Genomic DNA, 16,301 nt, shown 5'->3' on the forward strand with positions numbered 1-16,301 from the left:
AGGCCGCCCGGTGTCATTCCCCGGCACGGGAAGCGGTCAAACCTTGCAACCCATCGCGACAGACGGCTTATGGCTGGCAAGAAAGCGGTGAATCTCCGCGACCACGGCGGCCCCCTCCCCCACGGCCCCTGCAACGCGCTTGGTCGAACCCGATCGAACATCGCCAATTGCAAACACACCGTCGACACTGGTATGCAATGGGAGCATGGACCGGGTGGCGCCCGTTTCGAGGTCCGTACCGGTCAACACAAATCCTTTCGGATCCAAGGACACACTGCACGTGCGCAACCAGTTCGTGTTGGGGTCGGCACCGATAAAAAGAAACACGTGATGCGTCGTCAAGCGTTCGAGACCACCATCGCGTCGCCGATAGTAGACAGAATCTAGCCGTTCATCGCCTTCGAAGGCTGTGATCTCAGCGCCTGTATGGATCGTCACGTTCGGCAACGAGGCAATACGCTCGATCAGGTAATGCGACATGCTGTGCTCGACGCCCTCGCCCCTGACGAGAACATGAACGTGGGCAGCATGCGAAGCCAGAAACACCACGGCCTGCCCAGCTGAATTTCCACCGCCGACCAGCAGCACCGGTTCGCCGCGGCAAAGACGGGCCTCGATCGACGTCGCCCAGTAGTAGACACCGTGACCTTCGAAGCCCGCAAGTCCGCTCGCGGCCGGACGCCGATACTCCGCGCCGCTCGCGATGACCACCGTTCGTGCCGCAATGCGCCGCGAACTGGCAAGCTCGACCTCGAGCGGGTATGCGCTGCAATGCAAGGCCTTCACTTCGACCGGAATCGCGATGTGCGCACCGAATTTCTGCGCCTGGTTAAATGCCCTGCCGGCTAGCGCTTGCCCCGATATACCGGTCGGAAAGCCCAGATAGTTTTCGATGCGCGCACTCGTGCCGGCCTGGCCGCCCGGCGCTTGGCAATCGAAGACGGCCACTGACAAGCCTTCGGATGCCGCATAGACGGCTGCCGCCAGGCCGGCAGGCCCGGCGCCGACGATCGCGACGTCGTAGAGATGCCCGGGATCGAATTCCGGCACGAGTCCCAGACACGAGGCGAGCTGCCCCTCGTCCGGATTGCGCAGCACGGTGCCATCCGGGCAGACGACGAGCGGCATGTCATCGCGCCCGGGCGTCATGCGCTCGAGCAATACGATGGCATCGGCACCGCCTTCGTCAAGCGTCATATGCGGGAAAGCATTGCGTTGCAGGAAATGTTGCAGCGCGAGGAGCCGCTCGTTGTCGGGCGGGCCAACGAGCACCGCCCCTTGGCCGCGCTCGATTGCAGCGACGCGCCTCAGAATCAGCGCGCGCATGATCCTTTCGCCGAGCTCTGCCTCGCCAATCATCAACGCACGCAGCTTATCCGGCGAAATCACGAACGCATTGACGTCTTCAATAACCTCAGCATCGACGAGCCCGGGCTTGCCTGAAAGCATGCCAACGTCGGACGTGAATTCACCCCGCTTTGCCTGAGAGCGCAGCAAACGTCGATGGCCGAGTCCGTCGCGTGCGGTGTATCGAATCGTGCCTGACAACAGGACGAACATGCCTGGACTCATGCCACCCGCGCGATAGAGAAATTCGCCGACGGCGTAGCTGCACATCGCACCAAATCGCTTTATCCGATCGATCTCAGGGTCCGTCAGTACCGGAAATATCTGATCCCAGCGTGAGGTGCTATATCGAGTCTGCGCATCTGCCAAGGCAGAACGATCGGCGCCGTTAGTATCGGCTTCTGCCTGGTTCTCCTGCCCGCCCGGTGGCGAAGCTGCGTCGCTGTTCATCGTGAACCTCTCAGCAAGGCGATCTTTTTGGATAACCCACGTAGTCAATGCCGTCCAGTAATACAAGATAGTTCAGATTTCGGTGAATGAGTTATATCGCACCGAGCAACGCCTCGACGCAAGGGACGAGGCTTTCATCGTCCCTTGCATCGCAAAGCGCATCCTGAGATCAGGGTAAACATCCATGACGACATGAAGTGCTTTTAAATAGTTGGCGTACGGAGTATATTCGCCGCCAAGGTGATCAAGACTGATTGGAGGAAGACATCATGCAATTTCATCTCAACGGTTTCCGCGTCGGGGATCCGATGATCGAGCCTGCCGCCGATGGCGCGCCGCGCGTCGAAATGCCCGATACGGTCGATGTGCTCGTCGCCGGAAGCGGTCCGGCCGGGCTCGTGCTCGCGGCTCAGTTGTCGCAGTTTCCGTCGATCACGACGCGTATCGTCGAGCGTCGCTCGGGACCGTTGCTGATGGGGCAAGCGGATGGCGTCGCGTGCCGCACGGTCGAGATGTTCAATGCATTCGGCCTGAGCGACCGCTTGTTGCGCGAAGCCTATTGGGTCAACGAGACGGTCTTCTGGCGGCCTGATGCAAACGATCGTGGCGCGATCAAACGTACCGGACGTGTTCAGGATACCGAAACAGGCACGTCTGAGTTCCCGCACGTCATCGTTAATCAGGCGCGCATTCAGGACTATCTGCTCGATGTGATGCGCCGTTCCGCGCAGCGGCTCGAGCCGGATTACGATCTCGAAGTCGTGGACGTGCAACGCGATAGCGAGGGCGAGTATCCGGTGCGCGTCACGCTACGCCGCACGGACGCAGCGCGACTCGATGAAAAGGTCGTCGTGCGTGCGCGCTATGTCGTGGGATGCGATGGCGCGCGCAGTCGCGTGCGCACGGCCATCGGCCAAACGCTGCGCGGCGATGCCGCCAATCATGCGTGGGGCGTGATGGATGCGCTCGCCGTCACCGACTTTCCGGACATTCGGCTGAAGGCTGCGATTCAGTCTGCGGGCAAGGGCAATCTGCTCATCATTCCGCGCGAAGGCGGCTATCTCGTGCGCTTTTACGTCGATCTTGGCGAAGTCACGCCTGAGAATCGCGACACCATCAAGCAGATCACGGTCGAGCGCATCATTCAGACCGCGCAACGGATTCTGCATCCCTATTCGCTCGACGTGAAAGAGGTCGCGTGGTTCTCGGTTTATGAAGTGGGACAGCGTTTGACCGATCGCTTCGACGACGCAATCTCCGCCGACGGAACATCTCGCGAGCCACGTGTGTTCATCGCCGGCGATGCCTGTCATACGCATAGCGCGAAAGCGGGTCAAGGCATGAACGTTTCGATGCAGGACGGCTTCAATCTCGGCTGGAAGCTCGGCGCAGTGCTCCAAGGACTTAGCGACATCGACCTCTTGCGCACGTATTCCGATGAACGCCAGCCCATCGCGCAAGAGCTGATCGACTTCGACAAGGAATGGTCCGCGATGATGGCCGCGCCGCCGAAAGATCCCAATCGCCCTGAAGCGGGCGGTGTCGATCCAACGGAACTGCAGGACTATTTCGTTCGTGCGGGTCGATATACGGCGGGTGTCGCGACGCGATATCGGCCGGGCGCGTTGACGGGCGAATCGACATCTCAATCGCTCGCGAGCGGCTTCACCATCGGCACGCGCTTTCATTCCTCGCCCGTCGTTCGTCTCGCCGATGCGAAGCCGATGCAACTCGGCCACGCGGCACGCGCCGATGGTCGCTGGCGCCTGTACGCTTTTTCAGACGCAAGCGGAAGTGCGCTCAATGCACTGTGCGAACATCTCGCCAAGTCGCCCGATTCGGTCTTGCGTCTCATCACGCCAGAAAATGCCGATGCGGATAGCGTCTTCGATCTTCGCGCCGTGTTACAGCAGCCTCATCGCGAAGTACGACTCGAAGATCTGCATGCGTTGTTGCTGCCGCGCAAGGGACGCTACGGCCTCATTGACTACGAGAAAGCGTTTACGAGCGACGCAGCGACTGATATCTTCGACGAGCGTGGCATCGACCGGGAACGGGGCGCGCTCGTCGTGGTCCGTCCGGACCAGTACGTCGCGCATGTATTTCCGCTGGACGCCTACGCCGAATTGAATGCGTTTTTGCGGCCCATTTTCCGAACGAACACATCTGCGCTGCAGGCTTAGAAATTGCCGACCAAACACAACGACCCCGAAACGCTTTCCAGATTCACGGGCAGCCTGGTACGCCGCGCCCAGCAGCGCCACGTAGCGGTGTGGCTCAGCGAAGTCTCCGCCGAGATCACGAGCGTTCAGTACGCGGCGCTCGAAATCTTGCGGTTAACGCCCGGCGTCAATCAACGGCAACTCGGCGATGAACTTGACGTGGACCGCTCGACAATCGCCGATCTAGTCGCGCGCATGGTCCGCAATAATTTGATCGAACGCTCGGACGATCCCGTCGACAAACGTAGCTATGTGCTGTTCCTTACTCCCGCCGGTAAGAAGCAGCTTGCGACGTTGCGTCCACGTGTCGAGGAGGTCGAGCGGATTCTCACTGCGAGACTGACACCGAGCGAATGTCTGGACTTGCGGCGCCTGCTTTTGGCGCTGTTGCCGCTGGGGGAATAGTGCGTTTGCGAGCGGCTTCAGTTGTTTAGGTTTGCAGGATGCCTGCCCTCAACCATGGGCATGGGCGAGCGCCACAGGCACATGCGAGTGAGTGCGCCTACTCCCACCCCTGATATCCGGCTGGCTGCGCCGGATTGCCGTAACCGGCGGGGTACGGCCGCCGCAGTTCAGGCGGCGTGTACATCTCGTTATACGCCGGGTAGGCAGGCGGGCGGCCCACTATGATGACCTGCTGCGCCGCCGCTTGAGTGGGCGGCCGAGGTACATAGGCGGACTGCGCGTAGGCCGGTTGGTACCGAGCGGGCGGATACGGAGCGGGCGCGTACTGGTTAGCCTGAACGGTTCGAGGCGGCGGGGGCAGCGGCGCGTATTCCCGCCCGGCGTACCCACCTGACGCCTGAGACTCTGTTGACATCTGGCTATAGGCCGGCGCCCCCGCGTATTGCTGGGGCTGCTGATTCTGATATTGCCGAGGTTGCCGGTTGTGCGCTGCTTGAGTCGGCGGAGCCGCTTGAGTTCCTTGCTCCACGGCGTACTGCGGTTCCTCATCGGCCTGCCGGTATTGCGGCACGGCCCGCTGAGCGTTCTGGAAATCGCGCCTCTGCGGCACCTGCGCGTCGTCATCATTGTCCGATTTTGCTTCCGGCAATGCCGTCACGGCTTGCGTCGGAATCAGTATCGGAGGCTCGGACTCGGTGGCAAACAGCTTCGGCGACGTAGTCCGCGTAGAAACCTGTTTCAGAGGCACAGGTTGCATTTCAGCCCGCTTAGGCGGCGTAACCCGCACCGAAGCCTGCTTCAACGACGCGACCGGTGCGGAGACCCGCCTCGGCGGCGCAGACGCGACTTGCGCGGGACCGTGCTTCAGCGGCACAGGCCCGGCCTGAGCGACGACCTGCCTGGACGGCGTGGCTCGCGCAGCAGCATCCCGCTTCGGCGATGTGACCGGCGCGGAGACTTGCCTCAGCGACGCGGCTTGCGCTACGGCCCGCCTTGGGGGTGCCACCCGCTCGGCGACCGGCTTCGGCGATGCGGGCATGGCCGGCGCAGCAGGCTGCTTTTGCCGATGCTTCACCTCGTCGCCCAAGGTCGCATAGGATTTCGAGTCTTCCCTGGCGCGCGCGTTATAGCCGATGAAATACGCATAGCGCAGGTCGGCCAGGCGCGCCTGAATGTCGGCTTCGGCGGAGACGCGTTTTTCGCCGGGATCGAGAGATGCGTCGACGGTCGAGTCTTCGAAGGCCGAGGCTGCAGCATCAGCGGCACGGGCGGATTCGGGATGCAGCGCGCCCACAGAAGACATAAGCGCAGCGGCTACCGCGATGAGCACTTTTTTTTCCATACTTTCACCTCGGAATTCCGTGCGACAGACCGCGTGGGATTCTCCAATCTCCGGACCGGACTTCCAGTCGCGCTTCCGGGATATCGGCACTTTTTAGCACGTCCTTGAGGGCCCAGGATAGTGTTTCCGGGTATAACCCAGGCGAAAATTTACATGCCGAACAGCCATAGCGATACCGACGTTGTCGGTCCGGAAATTCTTGCCTGCTCAGGCGGCCATAGCACGCATCAGTTCGCGCCGCCGTCGGTGGAAAAGTTCGGCCTCGAGAACGCCCGCGAGGTGTTCGCCAGAGCGTCGAAAATCTCCCACCCCGTGACAACGCGCGCAGCGGGCAACCGGTTCATGCTCGAAACCGACGAGCATGTCATCGTCGACAGCGGCGGTGAGGAGTGTATTTCCGCCGGCAACATCTGGCGTGTGAATCGCCTCGATCGCGGGCACGATCCGGTCATGGTCACGGAAGTTCAGCATCGGACGGGGCCACGAACGGTCCTTGACGGTCGGTTTGACGAACGTCCGCTGATGAGCGACGAGTCGTCATATGCGTCTAGGCAGATCCGGGATCGACTTGGCGCCGGAAGCCAGTTCTCACGCGAGCTTTGTTGACCAGCAAGATGCCGGCCGACAGTGCCCAGAGGTGTGCTGGACGGAAAGCTAAGGTTTTTTTGCAAACCACAAAAATGAAAGGACAACGATAATTGCAACGACCAGATATGTCCATGGAGACGAAATCCCTTTTATTCGTCGCCCTTCAATTCGCGCCTCGCAATATTTACAACTCAAAAAAGGATAACCAGCACCTACATCGCATCTAGGACATCCAAAATTCCATGTGGTGTGGTGAAGGAAAGCCAGAATATGTGCTTTGCCACAATTTTGGCACGTCCAGTCCGACCACGTGGTTCCCCGGTTGCATCTCGGGCATTTTGCTTTCCACTTTTTTTTATACAAGCTCACGAAATTTCCCCTTTGGATTGGATCGGCTATTCGGCTTCCTCGGTTGGGGCCGTGGCTGGAATGGCCTTTCGTAAGCGTAGAGATCGAAGCTTTCAACCGAGTGTCGGGAGTGCTGATGGTTTGTGGTGAAGGCCACATACTGAACCAAACTTTGAGTGGGGTTGAATCTCTTCAGGTCAGATTCCCCGCCGCTTGCGACGTAGGCCGATCGAAGATAGGCAGTTTGGAAATGCGCCGTTCATACCCCGCCCCTTGGGGCGGGGAGCTTGATTGCCCTACCGGGGTGACCGTCTGGGAATACGATCTAGACCCGATGAAAGACGTTTGAGGGCAGTTTGACATCGGCGTTAGCGCCATCGATAAGTCGTACATTGCCCGGAGGGGAACGGCCGCTTTCGGCATCGTTGGGACGTTCGGAGAAGCTCCCTTAAGGGCAGCAACGGGTCGCGCGTTGCCGGACGCCATCAGGCAGTGACCGTTAAGGCTTATTCGACGCCTGCCAACACGCGCAGAGCCACCGTCACATTCCTGTGGCCGATGGCAGGCATCGAATAACCCTTAACGATTACGGAAGTTTGGCTCCGTGACCGAATCAACGAGCGGAGCTGCACCGCGAACACCCACGCTCGGCAAGGGAGAGTCGTTCGTTGATGTCGTTGACGTGGCGTCCACGTGTCGCCTTCGTTCAGTTTCCAGCCGTTCGGACGGCCGATGACGTCGGTGACAGTTCGGCGGCTCGGGGTAGCCGGCCGGTACACGAGTCCGAAATTCTTCAAATGAGCGTCTGGATTGCCGAGCAACTGCTTTAGAAGCTCGTGCTGCACGAGCCTGTCGAAGCAAACAATCGTGCTCGGGCGACTACCTCGGTCCGAAGACCTCCAGCAGCAACTCTGGTAGATGAACGTCGGGAAAGACGCACGTGCCGGGAAAGCAGAACGGGGCTGGGTTGAAGGGGATCGATAGGGGCTCTGCACGAGCGGGTCCTCGTCGTTTCACGATGTCAAGGGTCAGGCCTTCGGCAGACGGTCTAAGCGCGAGCCGCAGCAACTCGGGCGACGCGTCCTGGGCGCTGGCGAGCGGCCGCTCCATGATGAAAAGCGTCTCCGACGACTGCGCGGCCAGATGCAACCGCCGTAGCGATGACGCCTGCGCATACTGAGCCCAGAAGATCAGCGCGCCGCAACTCCCCGCGCGCAGGATCTGTTCTGCCGACCAAAGCGCGTCGGCCGTTTTCGGCGCATTCACTCGAAACACCTGCTGTGGCGAAATGCCGATGTAGTTCAGCCCGAGGCCGTCCGGTGTAGGTGGCGGCTGCACGAAAGCGATTGGACGAGATCCGGAGCAAAGAGCCGGCTGCAACAGCCGCAGTTCACCGACACTGGCGTGCTGCACGAGCAGGTCAACAAGCGCGCCGACCGGCCAGCCGCCGCCCGGCAATTCGCCCGACAGGGCCGGATACCCCGTATCCACGGCGCGGCCGCGTGCGAGCTGTGAAGCACAGCCATAACGCTATTCCCCCTGCCTCGGAATGCATACTTGTGTCGAGAAGGGCATCGACGGAGCGAGTCCGTTCAACAGGGTCTCGTATCTGTTGGGCATGGGCGGCAGTCCGATTCACGATCTGACTCCATAGCACCGTATAAATATACAGTGAGTCTGGCTCAAGATTTCGAGATTGGTTTAGTCACGCCGAAGTCTGCCACCGGTACGGCGGTTCAGTCTCTCGAAACGATCCAATTGACCGCTCAGGGTCGAGCGCCAGGTTCTGAAACCTGAACGACAGCGTTCACCATTCTTCGGACAAACGTGTCTTCGCAGCGTGCGACGAGTTTTCTTGAGGTGCACACGCATCGGGCCGAAAACTGGCGAATGCGCTGGTCGCTGGTTCACATGGGAGATAAGTCCGATTCCGCGACTGGGCGCCGAAACGCTGCATCGTCCCGGCTACCATGAGCCGGAAGCTCCATGCCAGCGGGTAACGTAAGCATAGGTTACGTCGTCAATGTCATCGCCTGTCCACGCCCAGTTAATAGTCTGATACTTCGCGGACTTGTCGGGGTTGTCCTTCGATCCCCAGTACGCAGTTGGATATTTTCCTCCCGTCAGACCGCCAGGCACTATGACGACAACGTGCCCATTCGGAGCATCCTTGCATCCGGCAAGTACCACTCGACCGTGGTCTTCAGACATTTTTGCGGCAAGAACGGATGAAGCGATTTTGGTCCAAGGGGCCATTTTGAACGCTTCAACGATATCGTTTGCCTGTCCCAGATTGGGAAAAAGATTCGCCACTGGAGACAATCCCAATTTTTTCAGCACCGCCTTTACGAAGCCGCTGCAGTTATCGAGGTAGTCGTCGTAACACTCTTCGCAAGCTTTTACCACCGGATGCGATGCATACTGCTTCGGTGGCTTTCCGTCCGGAACAATAAAAATCATTGGCGCCTCCATCTGATGGCTGTGCCGCATACGGATCTGCAACGAGTATATATGCTGGAAAGCTGAACCGGCACCATGAACACTGCCGCCAACGGACAACGGTCGGCCCCGAACGGACTGGCGACCTGGCTGCGTTTTCACTTGCGCCGCGATGAACCTGATCGCTCCGGGCGTACTCTCGTGACTGCCCGCACGCTCTTGGGATTGGGACGCGCTGGCCTTCATTGTGCTCGCGCGCGAATGAGGAAGCATCATGACGCTGACGCTGCGAACGACTGCGCGCCCTCTGTTGCTTGCGGTGCTATTGGCACTGTGCACGGCGTGTCAGACGACATCGGACGATGACGGCCAGCAGGCGAGCATCGGGCATCGGCATGGTCACGGCGGCGCCGGTGGCGAGGCGCACGAAAGGACGACGCCGGCGGCGGACGGGGAAGCGGAGCGGACACAGTTTGCCGCGCCTGACAAGGCAACCCATGAGCAACTGGCCGGTACACAGGACGGCGAACAGCGGTTCAGGCTGCTCGACGAGCTCAGGCAGGCGTACGTCCGCACTGGGCACTCCCGTGAAGCGTTTCGCGTAGACGACGAGATTGTCGCTGACTCGCGAATTTCTGCGGGCCATCGATCGCTCGCCGCATCGTCCCTGTCGATCTTCTATGGGCTCTCCAATGATTTTCCGCGCAGCCAGCAGATGCTCGATACGGCAATGCGCCTCGCGCAGGATACCGGAGCGGGCGAGCTCGAAACGCTGACGGCCAATCCAACCTATCAGTATCTGTACGCCGAGGCGGAAATGACGGATCGCTTCTGGGGCCACCCCGAGGTGGCGCTGCGCCTGCGGCGCGAAGCAACGGAGCGGGCCTGGCATGACTACAACGATCCTTCGCTCAGCGCGAACCGGCATCGCGCGGCGGTTAACGTGCTGCTCGGCGAGCTCATCCAGCTGACACGCTCGCTGGTGGAGAACAAACGCGCGGACGAAGCGATGAACTATGCCAACGAGATCAGATGGGACCTCGACAATGGTCCGCAGCTGCGGCCGACACCGCTGCAGCGGGCACAGGTGGAGGTGGCGCGGGCGATCGCGCTATCGTCGTTTGACGACTACGACGCCGCGCTCGACGCAATCAACTCGGCCATCAGCGGCTTGCAGCAAATGAATGCACCGGCCGATAGCCACGACTATGCGCGGGCGCTGGGCATCCGCCTGATGATTGCGCTTGCTCTGGGTCGCATCGGGCAACACCGCGATGACGCGAACCTCTACGAGCAGGTCGCGGCGGCTGATCCTAAGCAGGGCGGCGAGGTGGGCGCCGCTGAACGGGCGTCGCTCATACTCGCCGCTCGCGGAGACTGGGACGGAGCGCATCAGAAGATCGCCGACGCCCTCTATCCCCGCCATCACAAGCACGGCTCCGGCCGCGTCGCTGGCATGGCGGGTGAGCGGGTACTGGTAGCGCTGCAGCTGATGTATGAATTCGAGGATCCCCACGGCACTGTCAGTGAGTCGCAAATCACGCGCTACGTGACGCCGTTTCTTGACACCGGGGACGACTGGGACGACACAGGCGAGCGTGGCATCATCATCGAGGACGGGGTGTTGGCCGCTTCAATGGCGCGATTGATGCGCGGCGGTGCGGAAAGTCAGGAGTTGGCGTTTCGCATCGCCGAACTGTTCCACGTTAAGGCGACCCAGGGCGCGATGATCGACGGGGCAACGCGTCTTTCGGCAACGACGCCAGGACTGCTCGCGCTAATCGAGCAGGAGCAGACACTGCGCTATCAGCAGGCTGCTGATCCGTCCACGGTGGCCAGCACTGACGCGCAGTTGCGATCCCTGCATCGGCAGATCGTCAAGCAGTTTCCGTTGTACCGTCAACTGGTCGCGCCGGCCGTTCCGACCGCGGGTTCGATTGGCGCCGTGCTGCACCCGGGTGAGATCTATGTGGACCTCTATGCGGGGCGCGACGCCAGCTATGCGTTCGTCGTGCATCCGGGCGGCGCGTTCCGTGCGGTCGCACTGGACGCAAACCGCGCGGCGCTGCGCAAACAGGTGGAGGCGCTGCGCGCGGGCTTCGACGCAGGTCTGCCGCCGACCCAGCCGGGAGAGCTTGCGGGCTTCGACCTCACCGCAGCAGCCAGCCTGTACTCAACGCTCATCGCGCCCATTGAGGCTGATCTGCAGGGTGCTACGACCGTCTACATCTCGACGAGCGGCGTGCTGGCCAGCATTCCATACGAGGTGCTGATCACCCGGCCGGGAGTCAGCCTCGCGCAGGCGAATTGGTGGATCGACACGGTCACGCCCGTGCGGATGCCCAGTGGTTCGGCGCTCGTGCTCGCACGCGGCCAGCATGTCGCTCACGCGAGCCAGCCGCTCATCGCGTTCGCAGATCCCAGTTTCGACGGCAGTAACGCCGCGCCGACCGAAAGGGTAAGAGGTCTGGCCGGGGCACGAGCATTTCCCGTTGACAGCAGCGCGGCAACGTTCGATTACCACCGCGTCGTGCCGCTGCCGGAGACGCTCGACGAAGCGCGCGCGATCGCAGCGGCGCTCGACGCCCCGGAAACGAGTGTGCTTTCCGGCCTGAGCGCATCGCGCAGCCGGGCCCTGAAGGAAAACATGTCGGACGATCGCGTGGTGCTCTTCGCGACGCATGGTGTCATCCCGGGCGAGGTGCCGGGCGTGCACAAGGCCGGGCTCGCATTGGCCTACGAGGGAAGCGGTCTGCCGGATTCCATCCTGACCGCCGATGATATTGTCACGCTTCGCCTGAACGCCGACTGGGTCATCCTGTCCGCATGCAACACAGGCCTTGCTACTGGCGACGCCGGCGATTCGGTCTCGGCGCTGTCGCGTGCGTTCTTCGCGGCTGGCGCGCGCTCGATGCTGGTGACGCAATGGGCAGTGGAGTCCAACTCGGCTGCGCAGATCACCGGTGGTCTGTTCAGGGTCTACGCTGCCGATCCGGCCTTATCGAAGGCGGCAGCCCTTGCGCGCGTCGAGCGTGACATGAAAGGCGGGAAGTACGGTCCGCTCTATCAGCATCCGTATTTCTGGGCCGCGTATTTTTTGGCGGGCGATGCGGCGCGCTGAATTATCGGGCTACCTGACCATCGTCGCTTGACGTCTGTGCCTCGCGACCGGGGTGGTAGTTGCGAGTCCGTAGCTACCCAGCGTTCTTTAGCCACTCGCGGATTTCGGGGCGGATGCGGCATAAGAACGCTCACAGCCATCGCAAAACTCCCACGCGTAACCGTCTAGGGCTTCTCGGCAAAAGGATACCCGCTCGTCGGCCGTTGCGGCCCGACAAGCCGCGACCAGGCGATCCAGCTTTGAACGCCTTCCTCCACCGATCAGATGCCAAGCCATGCGTGCGAGCGTGTCCAGTAGGGGGCGATGAGCGCTCCCTCTCCACACCTTCCGACCAACTACATCCCATGTATCAGGCCGTGCGCCAACACGCGCAGCTCCTGGAACTGGGTCGCCAACTCGAAACTAAGCACGAATGCGGCGCCATAAAACAAGCCTGGATAGCGCTGCGCGAACGCCAGCATCGGTGCGGCGATGCGCGTGCGTATCGCCCTGGCGCTCATCACGCATGTGATGCCGATGCCGAGCGCCGCACCGGCCAGCACGTCCGTCGGGTAGTGCACGCCGAGATAGATACGCGGCAGGCCGATCAGCACCACCGCGTGCAATAGCGCGTAGATCCCCACGGGCCGCGAGGCGAGGAAAATACCCATAGCGACCGCGCACCAGAGCATGGCGTGATCGCTCGGAAACGAGCTCCACGTGCGAAGCACCGGCTCGTCCACATTGGCCTCAGGAAAGAACGCACGCAATGCCGGTTCATACATCGGCCGCAGGCGAAACGGCAGGTAGTGCGCAAGCAGGCGGCCGGCCGCCAGCGCGATAAGGCCGCTCGCGATGGCGATCACGACGAGTTCGCGCTGGTGTCGCCGGACGGCCTCGCCGTCAGGTCCTTCCGCACGTTCGCGCCTGAACCAGACCCACCACAGCAGTGCAACCAACACCACGCCCTTCGGCAAGTACGCGTTCACGACCGCTTCGACTACATGGGTGAAGCCTTGAGAGTGAATGGCCACTTTATTTATGGACGCGATGGTCCACGTATCGATGACGTTCATTTGTCTCTGCTCCCCTATGTGCGGCAACCGACATAACTTCATTTGGCCGCAGCCGCTGCCACGCCGCCGCATCACAAGCATCGCTAATGCCCGGCTACGCGGCGAAGCGCTCGACGGCCGGTAACGACTATCATCTAATTGACATGAAGATGTGGTATGTGCGCTGGCGCGTGTAGTGTCCCAGCTAGTTGTCGGATCCCTCGCTCAAGCCTCTTCCAGAAGCATTCGCGCGAATCGCCCGTTCGCGGTTGCCAACAACCGCTGTTATGACCCCGCCACAGCCACCAGCACCGTCGCTTCCCGCCTCCGGTGTAACGTCAATGGGCATTCAAATACCGGGTTGGCTCACTGGTGCAGCCATCGACCGTCGACGACCAGCGCACCGGCGGCTGGCCGCAATGGTCGACGAACAGCAGGCGAAGCGGTGTGGGTAGATGACCCATATCGACCCGATTGCAGTCCGTCGCCAATCGCGTCCGGGTGTCTCAAACGGCTCGAACGACTACGGTCCGACGCGTCGCCCTGAAGTGATCATTCGCTGCCCACCGACGTGCGGTCGGCCGCGAACGTCCACAACGGCCAACCCAAATCGAGGCTACACAGCCATGACCGACACAGCCTTGGTGACCAGATAGCCTTCCATGGCTTCCGGGCCGCCTTCAGAGCCGTAGCCCGAATCCTTCACCCCGCCAAACGGCATTTCCGGCGAAGGCGCCGCAGGCTGGTTGATCCACAACATGCCGACTTCCATCTGTTGCGACAGCAGATGCACGTTGCGGAACGACTTCGTGAACGCATAACCGGCGAGACCAAACGGCAGACGGTTCGCCTCGGCGATCGCTTCTTCGAGCGTGTCGAAACCGCGGATCGCGGCGATCGGGCCGAACGGTTCGTTGTTGAACACGTCCGATTCGAGCGATACGTTGGTCAGCACGGTCGGCGCGAAGAAGTTGCCCTCCGAGCCCATGCGTTCGCCGCCCGTCTCGACCTTCGCACCCGTCTTGCGGGCATCGTCCAGCACCTTGCTCATCGCCGTGAGACGGCGCGCATTAGCGAGCGGCCCCAGGGTCGTGCCTTCCGCCAGACCGTCGCCGAGCTTGAGGCCTTCAGCATGTTTGACGAGCGCCGCGGCGAATTCTTCGCGGATGCTGTTGTGCACCAGAAAGCGCGTCGGCGAGATGCAGACCTGACCGGCATTGCGGAACTTCGCGGCACCCGCGGCCTTGATGGCCAGCGCCACGTCGGCGTCTTCGGCCACGATGACCGGTGCATGACCGCCCAGCTCCATCGTCGCGCGCTTCATGTGCGTGCCGGCCAGCGCGGCCAGTTGCTTGCCGACCGGCGTCGAACCGGTGAACGTGACCTTGCGGATCACCGGATGCGGAATCAGGTAGCTGGAAATCTCTGCCGGATCGCCGAACACGAGGCCGACCGTACCGGCCGGCACGCCGGCTTCAACGAACGCCTGCAGCAGCGCCGCCGGCGACGCCGGGGTTTCTTCCGGCGCCTTGACGAGGAACGAGCAGCCGCACGCCAGCGCCGCGCTCAGCTTGCGCACAACCTGATTGACCGGGAAATTCCACGGCGTGAAGGCCGCCACCGGGCCGATCGGTTCCTTGAGCACGGTTTGCTGCACCGCCAGATTGCGTGGCGGCACGATCCGGCCGTAGACGCGGCGGCCTTCGTCGGCGAACCATTCGATGATGTCCGCCGCGGACAGCACTTCGACGCGTGCCTCGGCGAACGGCTTGCCCTGTTCCTGCGTCATCAGGCGGGCGATGTCGGAGGCGCGCTCGCGCACCAGCGCCGCGGCCTTGCGCATGGTGGTGGCGCGTTCGTTGGCCGGAATCTTGCGCCAGGCTTCGAAGCCGCGCTGTGCGGCGGCCAGCGCACGGTCCAGATCGGCAATGCCAGCATGGGCCACTTTGCCGATGGCCTTGCCGGTGGCGGGATTGATGACGTCGAGGGTTTTGCCGCTGGCAGCGTCGCACCACTCGCCGTTGATCAGAAGTCGGGTATCGGTATAGCCTGATGTGACCATGTTGTATTCCTGTTTAGTTGAAGATCAGGCGTCACGCAGCGCCAATTCCACATGCCTCAGGCGTCGCACGATACGTTCGACGAACTCCAGCGTCACATGAGGTAGCGCACGCTGGTTGGGTGTGATGACGCCGACGGTGAGTGCGTTGACGTTCACGTCGTCGAGCGGTCTCCATACCACGTCACCGCGCGCCAGTTCGTCGAGGAAGGCCAGTTTGGAGAAAAATGAAATGCCCCGCCCTGACGCAATCAGCCGCTTGAGCAGCGTCGTCGAATTACAGGTGACGCTCGGCTGCAACGACTCCCAGTACTCGGGAAAGTCGGTCGTGACGACGCCCTGGATCGGCGATCGCCCTTCGAGCCGCAGAAACGCGTGATTGCGGCATTCGTCGAAGCTGATGCGCTCCGTCTTCGCTAGCGGATGGGACGATGCCATGACCACCCCCGGCGGTAGCGATACCTCGGTCACGACATCGAGCCCCGCGGGCAGCTTCGTAATGTACGTAATGCCGACGTCATACTCGCCACTCACGAGTCGCGTCGGTACGTCGTGCGGCGGCACCGCGGCGATCGAATAGGTGACAGCCGGATAGGCGTCCGAAAACTCCTCGACGGTCGCCGGCAGAAAATCGACGAAAAGCGAATCCATTGCCACGACCGAGACGTGTCCATTGCGTTCGCCCTTCAGGTCGTCAAGTTCGCTGCGCATCAAGTGGAAGTCGTTCAGCGTCGCGCGAATGTGTTGCAGCATGCGCTCACCGGCCGCGTTCAAGCGGATGCCGTTCGGCAGCCGGTCAAACAATTCTGTCCCCATCTCCGCTTCGAGTTTGAGGATCTGCCGGTTGACCGCGCTCGACGCGACATAGAGGTTCTGCGCGGCCTTGCGGATCGAACTGCACCGAGCCACTTCGACAAAATACTTCAGGACATTCGCATGCATCGTG

10 protein-coding genes and 1 pseudogene are annotated in these 16,301 nt (G+C 61.6%); 4 read left to right on the plus strand and 7 right to left on the minus strand.

Annotation, left to right across the window (positions count from 1 at the left end; translation table 11 throughout):
• Positions 1–36: 36 nt before the first annotated feature.
• Complete coding sequence (locus GNZ12_RS30715) at positions 37–1,797, minus strand: FAD-dependent oxidoreductase (protein WP_172315889.1); 1,761 nt, start codon at positions 1,795–1,797, stop codon at positions 37–39.
• A 269-nt stretch (positions 1,798–2,066) separates the two neighbouring features.
• Between GNZ12_RS30715 and GNZ12_RS30720 the strand changes: the two genes are divergently transcribed.
• Positions 2,067–3,980 (plus strand): FAD-binding monooxygenase, encoded by a 1,914-nt coding sequence (locus GNZ12_RS30720; RefSeq protein ID WP_172315890.1) that lies wholly within the window; start codon positions 2,067–2,069, stop codon positions 3,978–3,980.
• 3 nt (positions 3,981–3,983) lie between these two features.
• Positions 3,984–4,424, plus strand: a complete 441-nt coding sequence (locus tag GNZ12_RS30725) for a MarR family winged helix-turn-helix transcriptional regulator (protein ID WP_172315891.1) — start codon at positions 3,984–3,986, stop codon at positions 4,422–4,424.
• A 97-nt stretch (positions 4,425–4,521) separates the two neighbouring features.
• Here GNZ12_RS30725 and GNZ12_RS30730 read toward each other — a convergent pair whose 3' ends face one another.
• A complete protein-coding gene (locus tag GNZ12_RS30730) occupies positions 4,522–5,766 on the minus strand; it encodes a hypothetical protein (RefSeq protein ID WP_172315892.1) in 1,245 nt (414 codons plus the stop codon).
• A gap of 153 nt (positions 5,767–5,919) precedes the next feature.
• Between GNZ12_RS30730 and GNZ12_RS30735 the strand changes: the two genes are divergently transcribed.
• Positions 5,920–6,372, plus strand: coding sequence for a hypothetical protein (locus tag GNZ12_RS30735; protein WP_172315893.1), 453 nt, complete (start codon positions 5,920–5,922; stop codon positions 6,370–6,372).
• Positions 6,373–7,528: 1,156 nt separating this feature from the next.
• Here GNZ12_RS30735 and imuA read toward each other — a convergent pair.
• Together imuA and GNZ12_RS30745 are read right to left on the minus strand one after the other, a co-directional pair.
• Positions 7,529–8,220 (minus strand): annotated as a pseudogene (imuA, locus tag GNZ12_RS30740) (translesion DNA synthesis-associated protein ImuA); the annotation flags it as partial.
• Positions 8,221–8,667: 447 nt separating this feature from the next.
• Positions 8,668–9,162: a hypothetical protein gene (locus GNZ12_RS30745; RefSeq protein ID WP_216673431.1), complete on the minus strand. Its 495-nt coding sequence runs from the start codon at positions 9,160–9,162 to the stop codon at positions 8,668–8,670.
• 253 nt (positions 9,163–9,415) lie between these two features.
• Here GNZ12_RS30745 and GNZ12_RS30750 point away from each other — a divergent pair, with 253 nt between their 5' ends.
• Positions 9,416–12,262 (plus strand): CHAT domain-containing protein, encoded by a 2,847-nt coding sequence (locus GNZ12_RS30750; RefSeq protein ID WP_172315894.1) that lies wholly within the window; start codon positions 9,416–9,418, stop codon positions 12,260–12,262.
• Between the two features lie 335 nt (positions 12,263–12,597).
• Here GNZ12_RS30750 and GNZ12_RS30755 read toward each other — a convergent pair whose 3' ends face one another.
• From GNZ12_RS30755 to GNZ12_RS30765, 3 genes are all read right to left on the minus strand, one after another.
• On the minus strand, positions 12,598–13,317 hold the full coding sequence (locus tag GNZ12_RS30755) for a phosphatase PAP2 family protein (RefSeq protein ID WP_172315895.1): 720 nt from the start codon (positions 13,315–13,317) through the stop codon (positions 12,598–12,600).
• A gap of 595 nt (positions 13,318–13,912) precedes the next feature.
• Positions 13,913–15,358, minus strand: a complete 1,446-nt coding sequence (locus GNZ12_RS30760) for an NAD-dependent succinate-semialdehyde dehydrogenase (RefSeq protein ID WP_172315896.1) — start codon at positions 15,356–15,358, stop codon at positions 13,913–13,915.
• A gap of 24 nt (positions 15,359–15,382) precedes the next feature.
• A complete protein-coding gene (locus GNZ12_RS30765; protein WP_172315897.1) occupies positions 15,383–16,297 on the minus strand; it encodes a LysR family transcriptional regulator in 915 nt (304 codons plus the stop codon).
• Between the last annotated feature and the right edge of the window lie 4 nt (positions 16,298–16,301).

Origin of the sequence: Paraburkholderia solitsugae (assembly GCF_013177695.1) — a bacterium.
GTDB lineage: Bacteria > Pseudomonadota > Gammaproteobacteria > Burkholderiales > Burkholderiaceae > Paraburkholderia > Paraburkholderia solitsugae.

Coding starts and splice junctions, on each gene's coding strand:
- GNZ12_RS30715 (WP_172315889.1), bottom strand. CDS start 1,797: ATGAACAGCGACGCAGCTTCGCCACCGGGCGGGCAGGAGAACCAGGCA.
- GNZ12_RS30720 (WP_172315890.1), top strand. CDS start 2,067: ATGCAATTTCATCTCAACGGTTTCCGCGTCGGGGATCCGATGATCGAG.
- GNZ12_RS30730 (WP_172315892.1), bottom strand. CDS start 5,766: ATGGAAAAAAAAGTGCTCATCGCGGTAGCCGCTGCGCTTATGTCTTCT.
- GNZ12_RS30735 (WP_172315893.1), top strand. CDS start 5,920: ATGCCGAACAGCCATAGCGATACCGACGTTGTCGGTCCGGAAATTCTT.
- GNZ12_RS30745 (WP_216673431.1), bottom strand. CDS start 9,162: ATGATTTTTATTGTTCCGGACGGAAAGCCACCGAAGCAGTATGCATCG.
- GNZ12_RS30750 (WP_172315894.1), top strand. CDS start 9,416: ATGACGCTGACGCTGCGAACGACTGCGCGCCCTCTGTTGCTTGCGGTG.
- GNZ12_RS30755 (WP_172315895.1), bottom strand. CDS start 13,317: ATGAACGTCATCGATACGTGGACCATCGCGTCCATAAATAAAGTGGCC.
- GNZ12_RS30760 (WP_172315896.1), bottom strand. CDS start 15,358: ATGGTCACATCAGGCTATACCGATACCCGACTTCTGATCAACGGCGAG.
- GNZ12_RS30765 (WP_172315897.1), bottom strand. CDS start 16,297: ATGCATGCGAATGTCCTGAAGTATTTTGTCGAAGTGGCTCGGTGCAGT.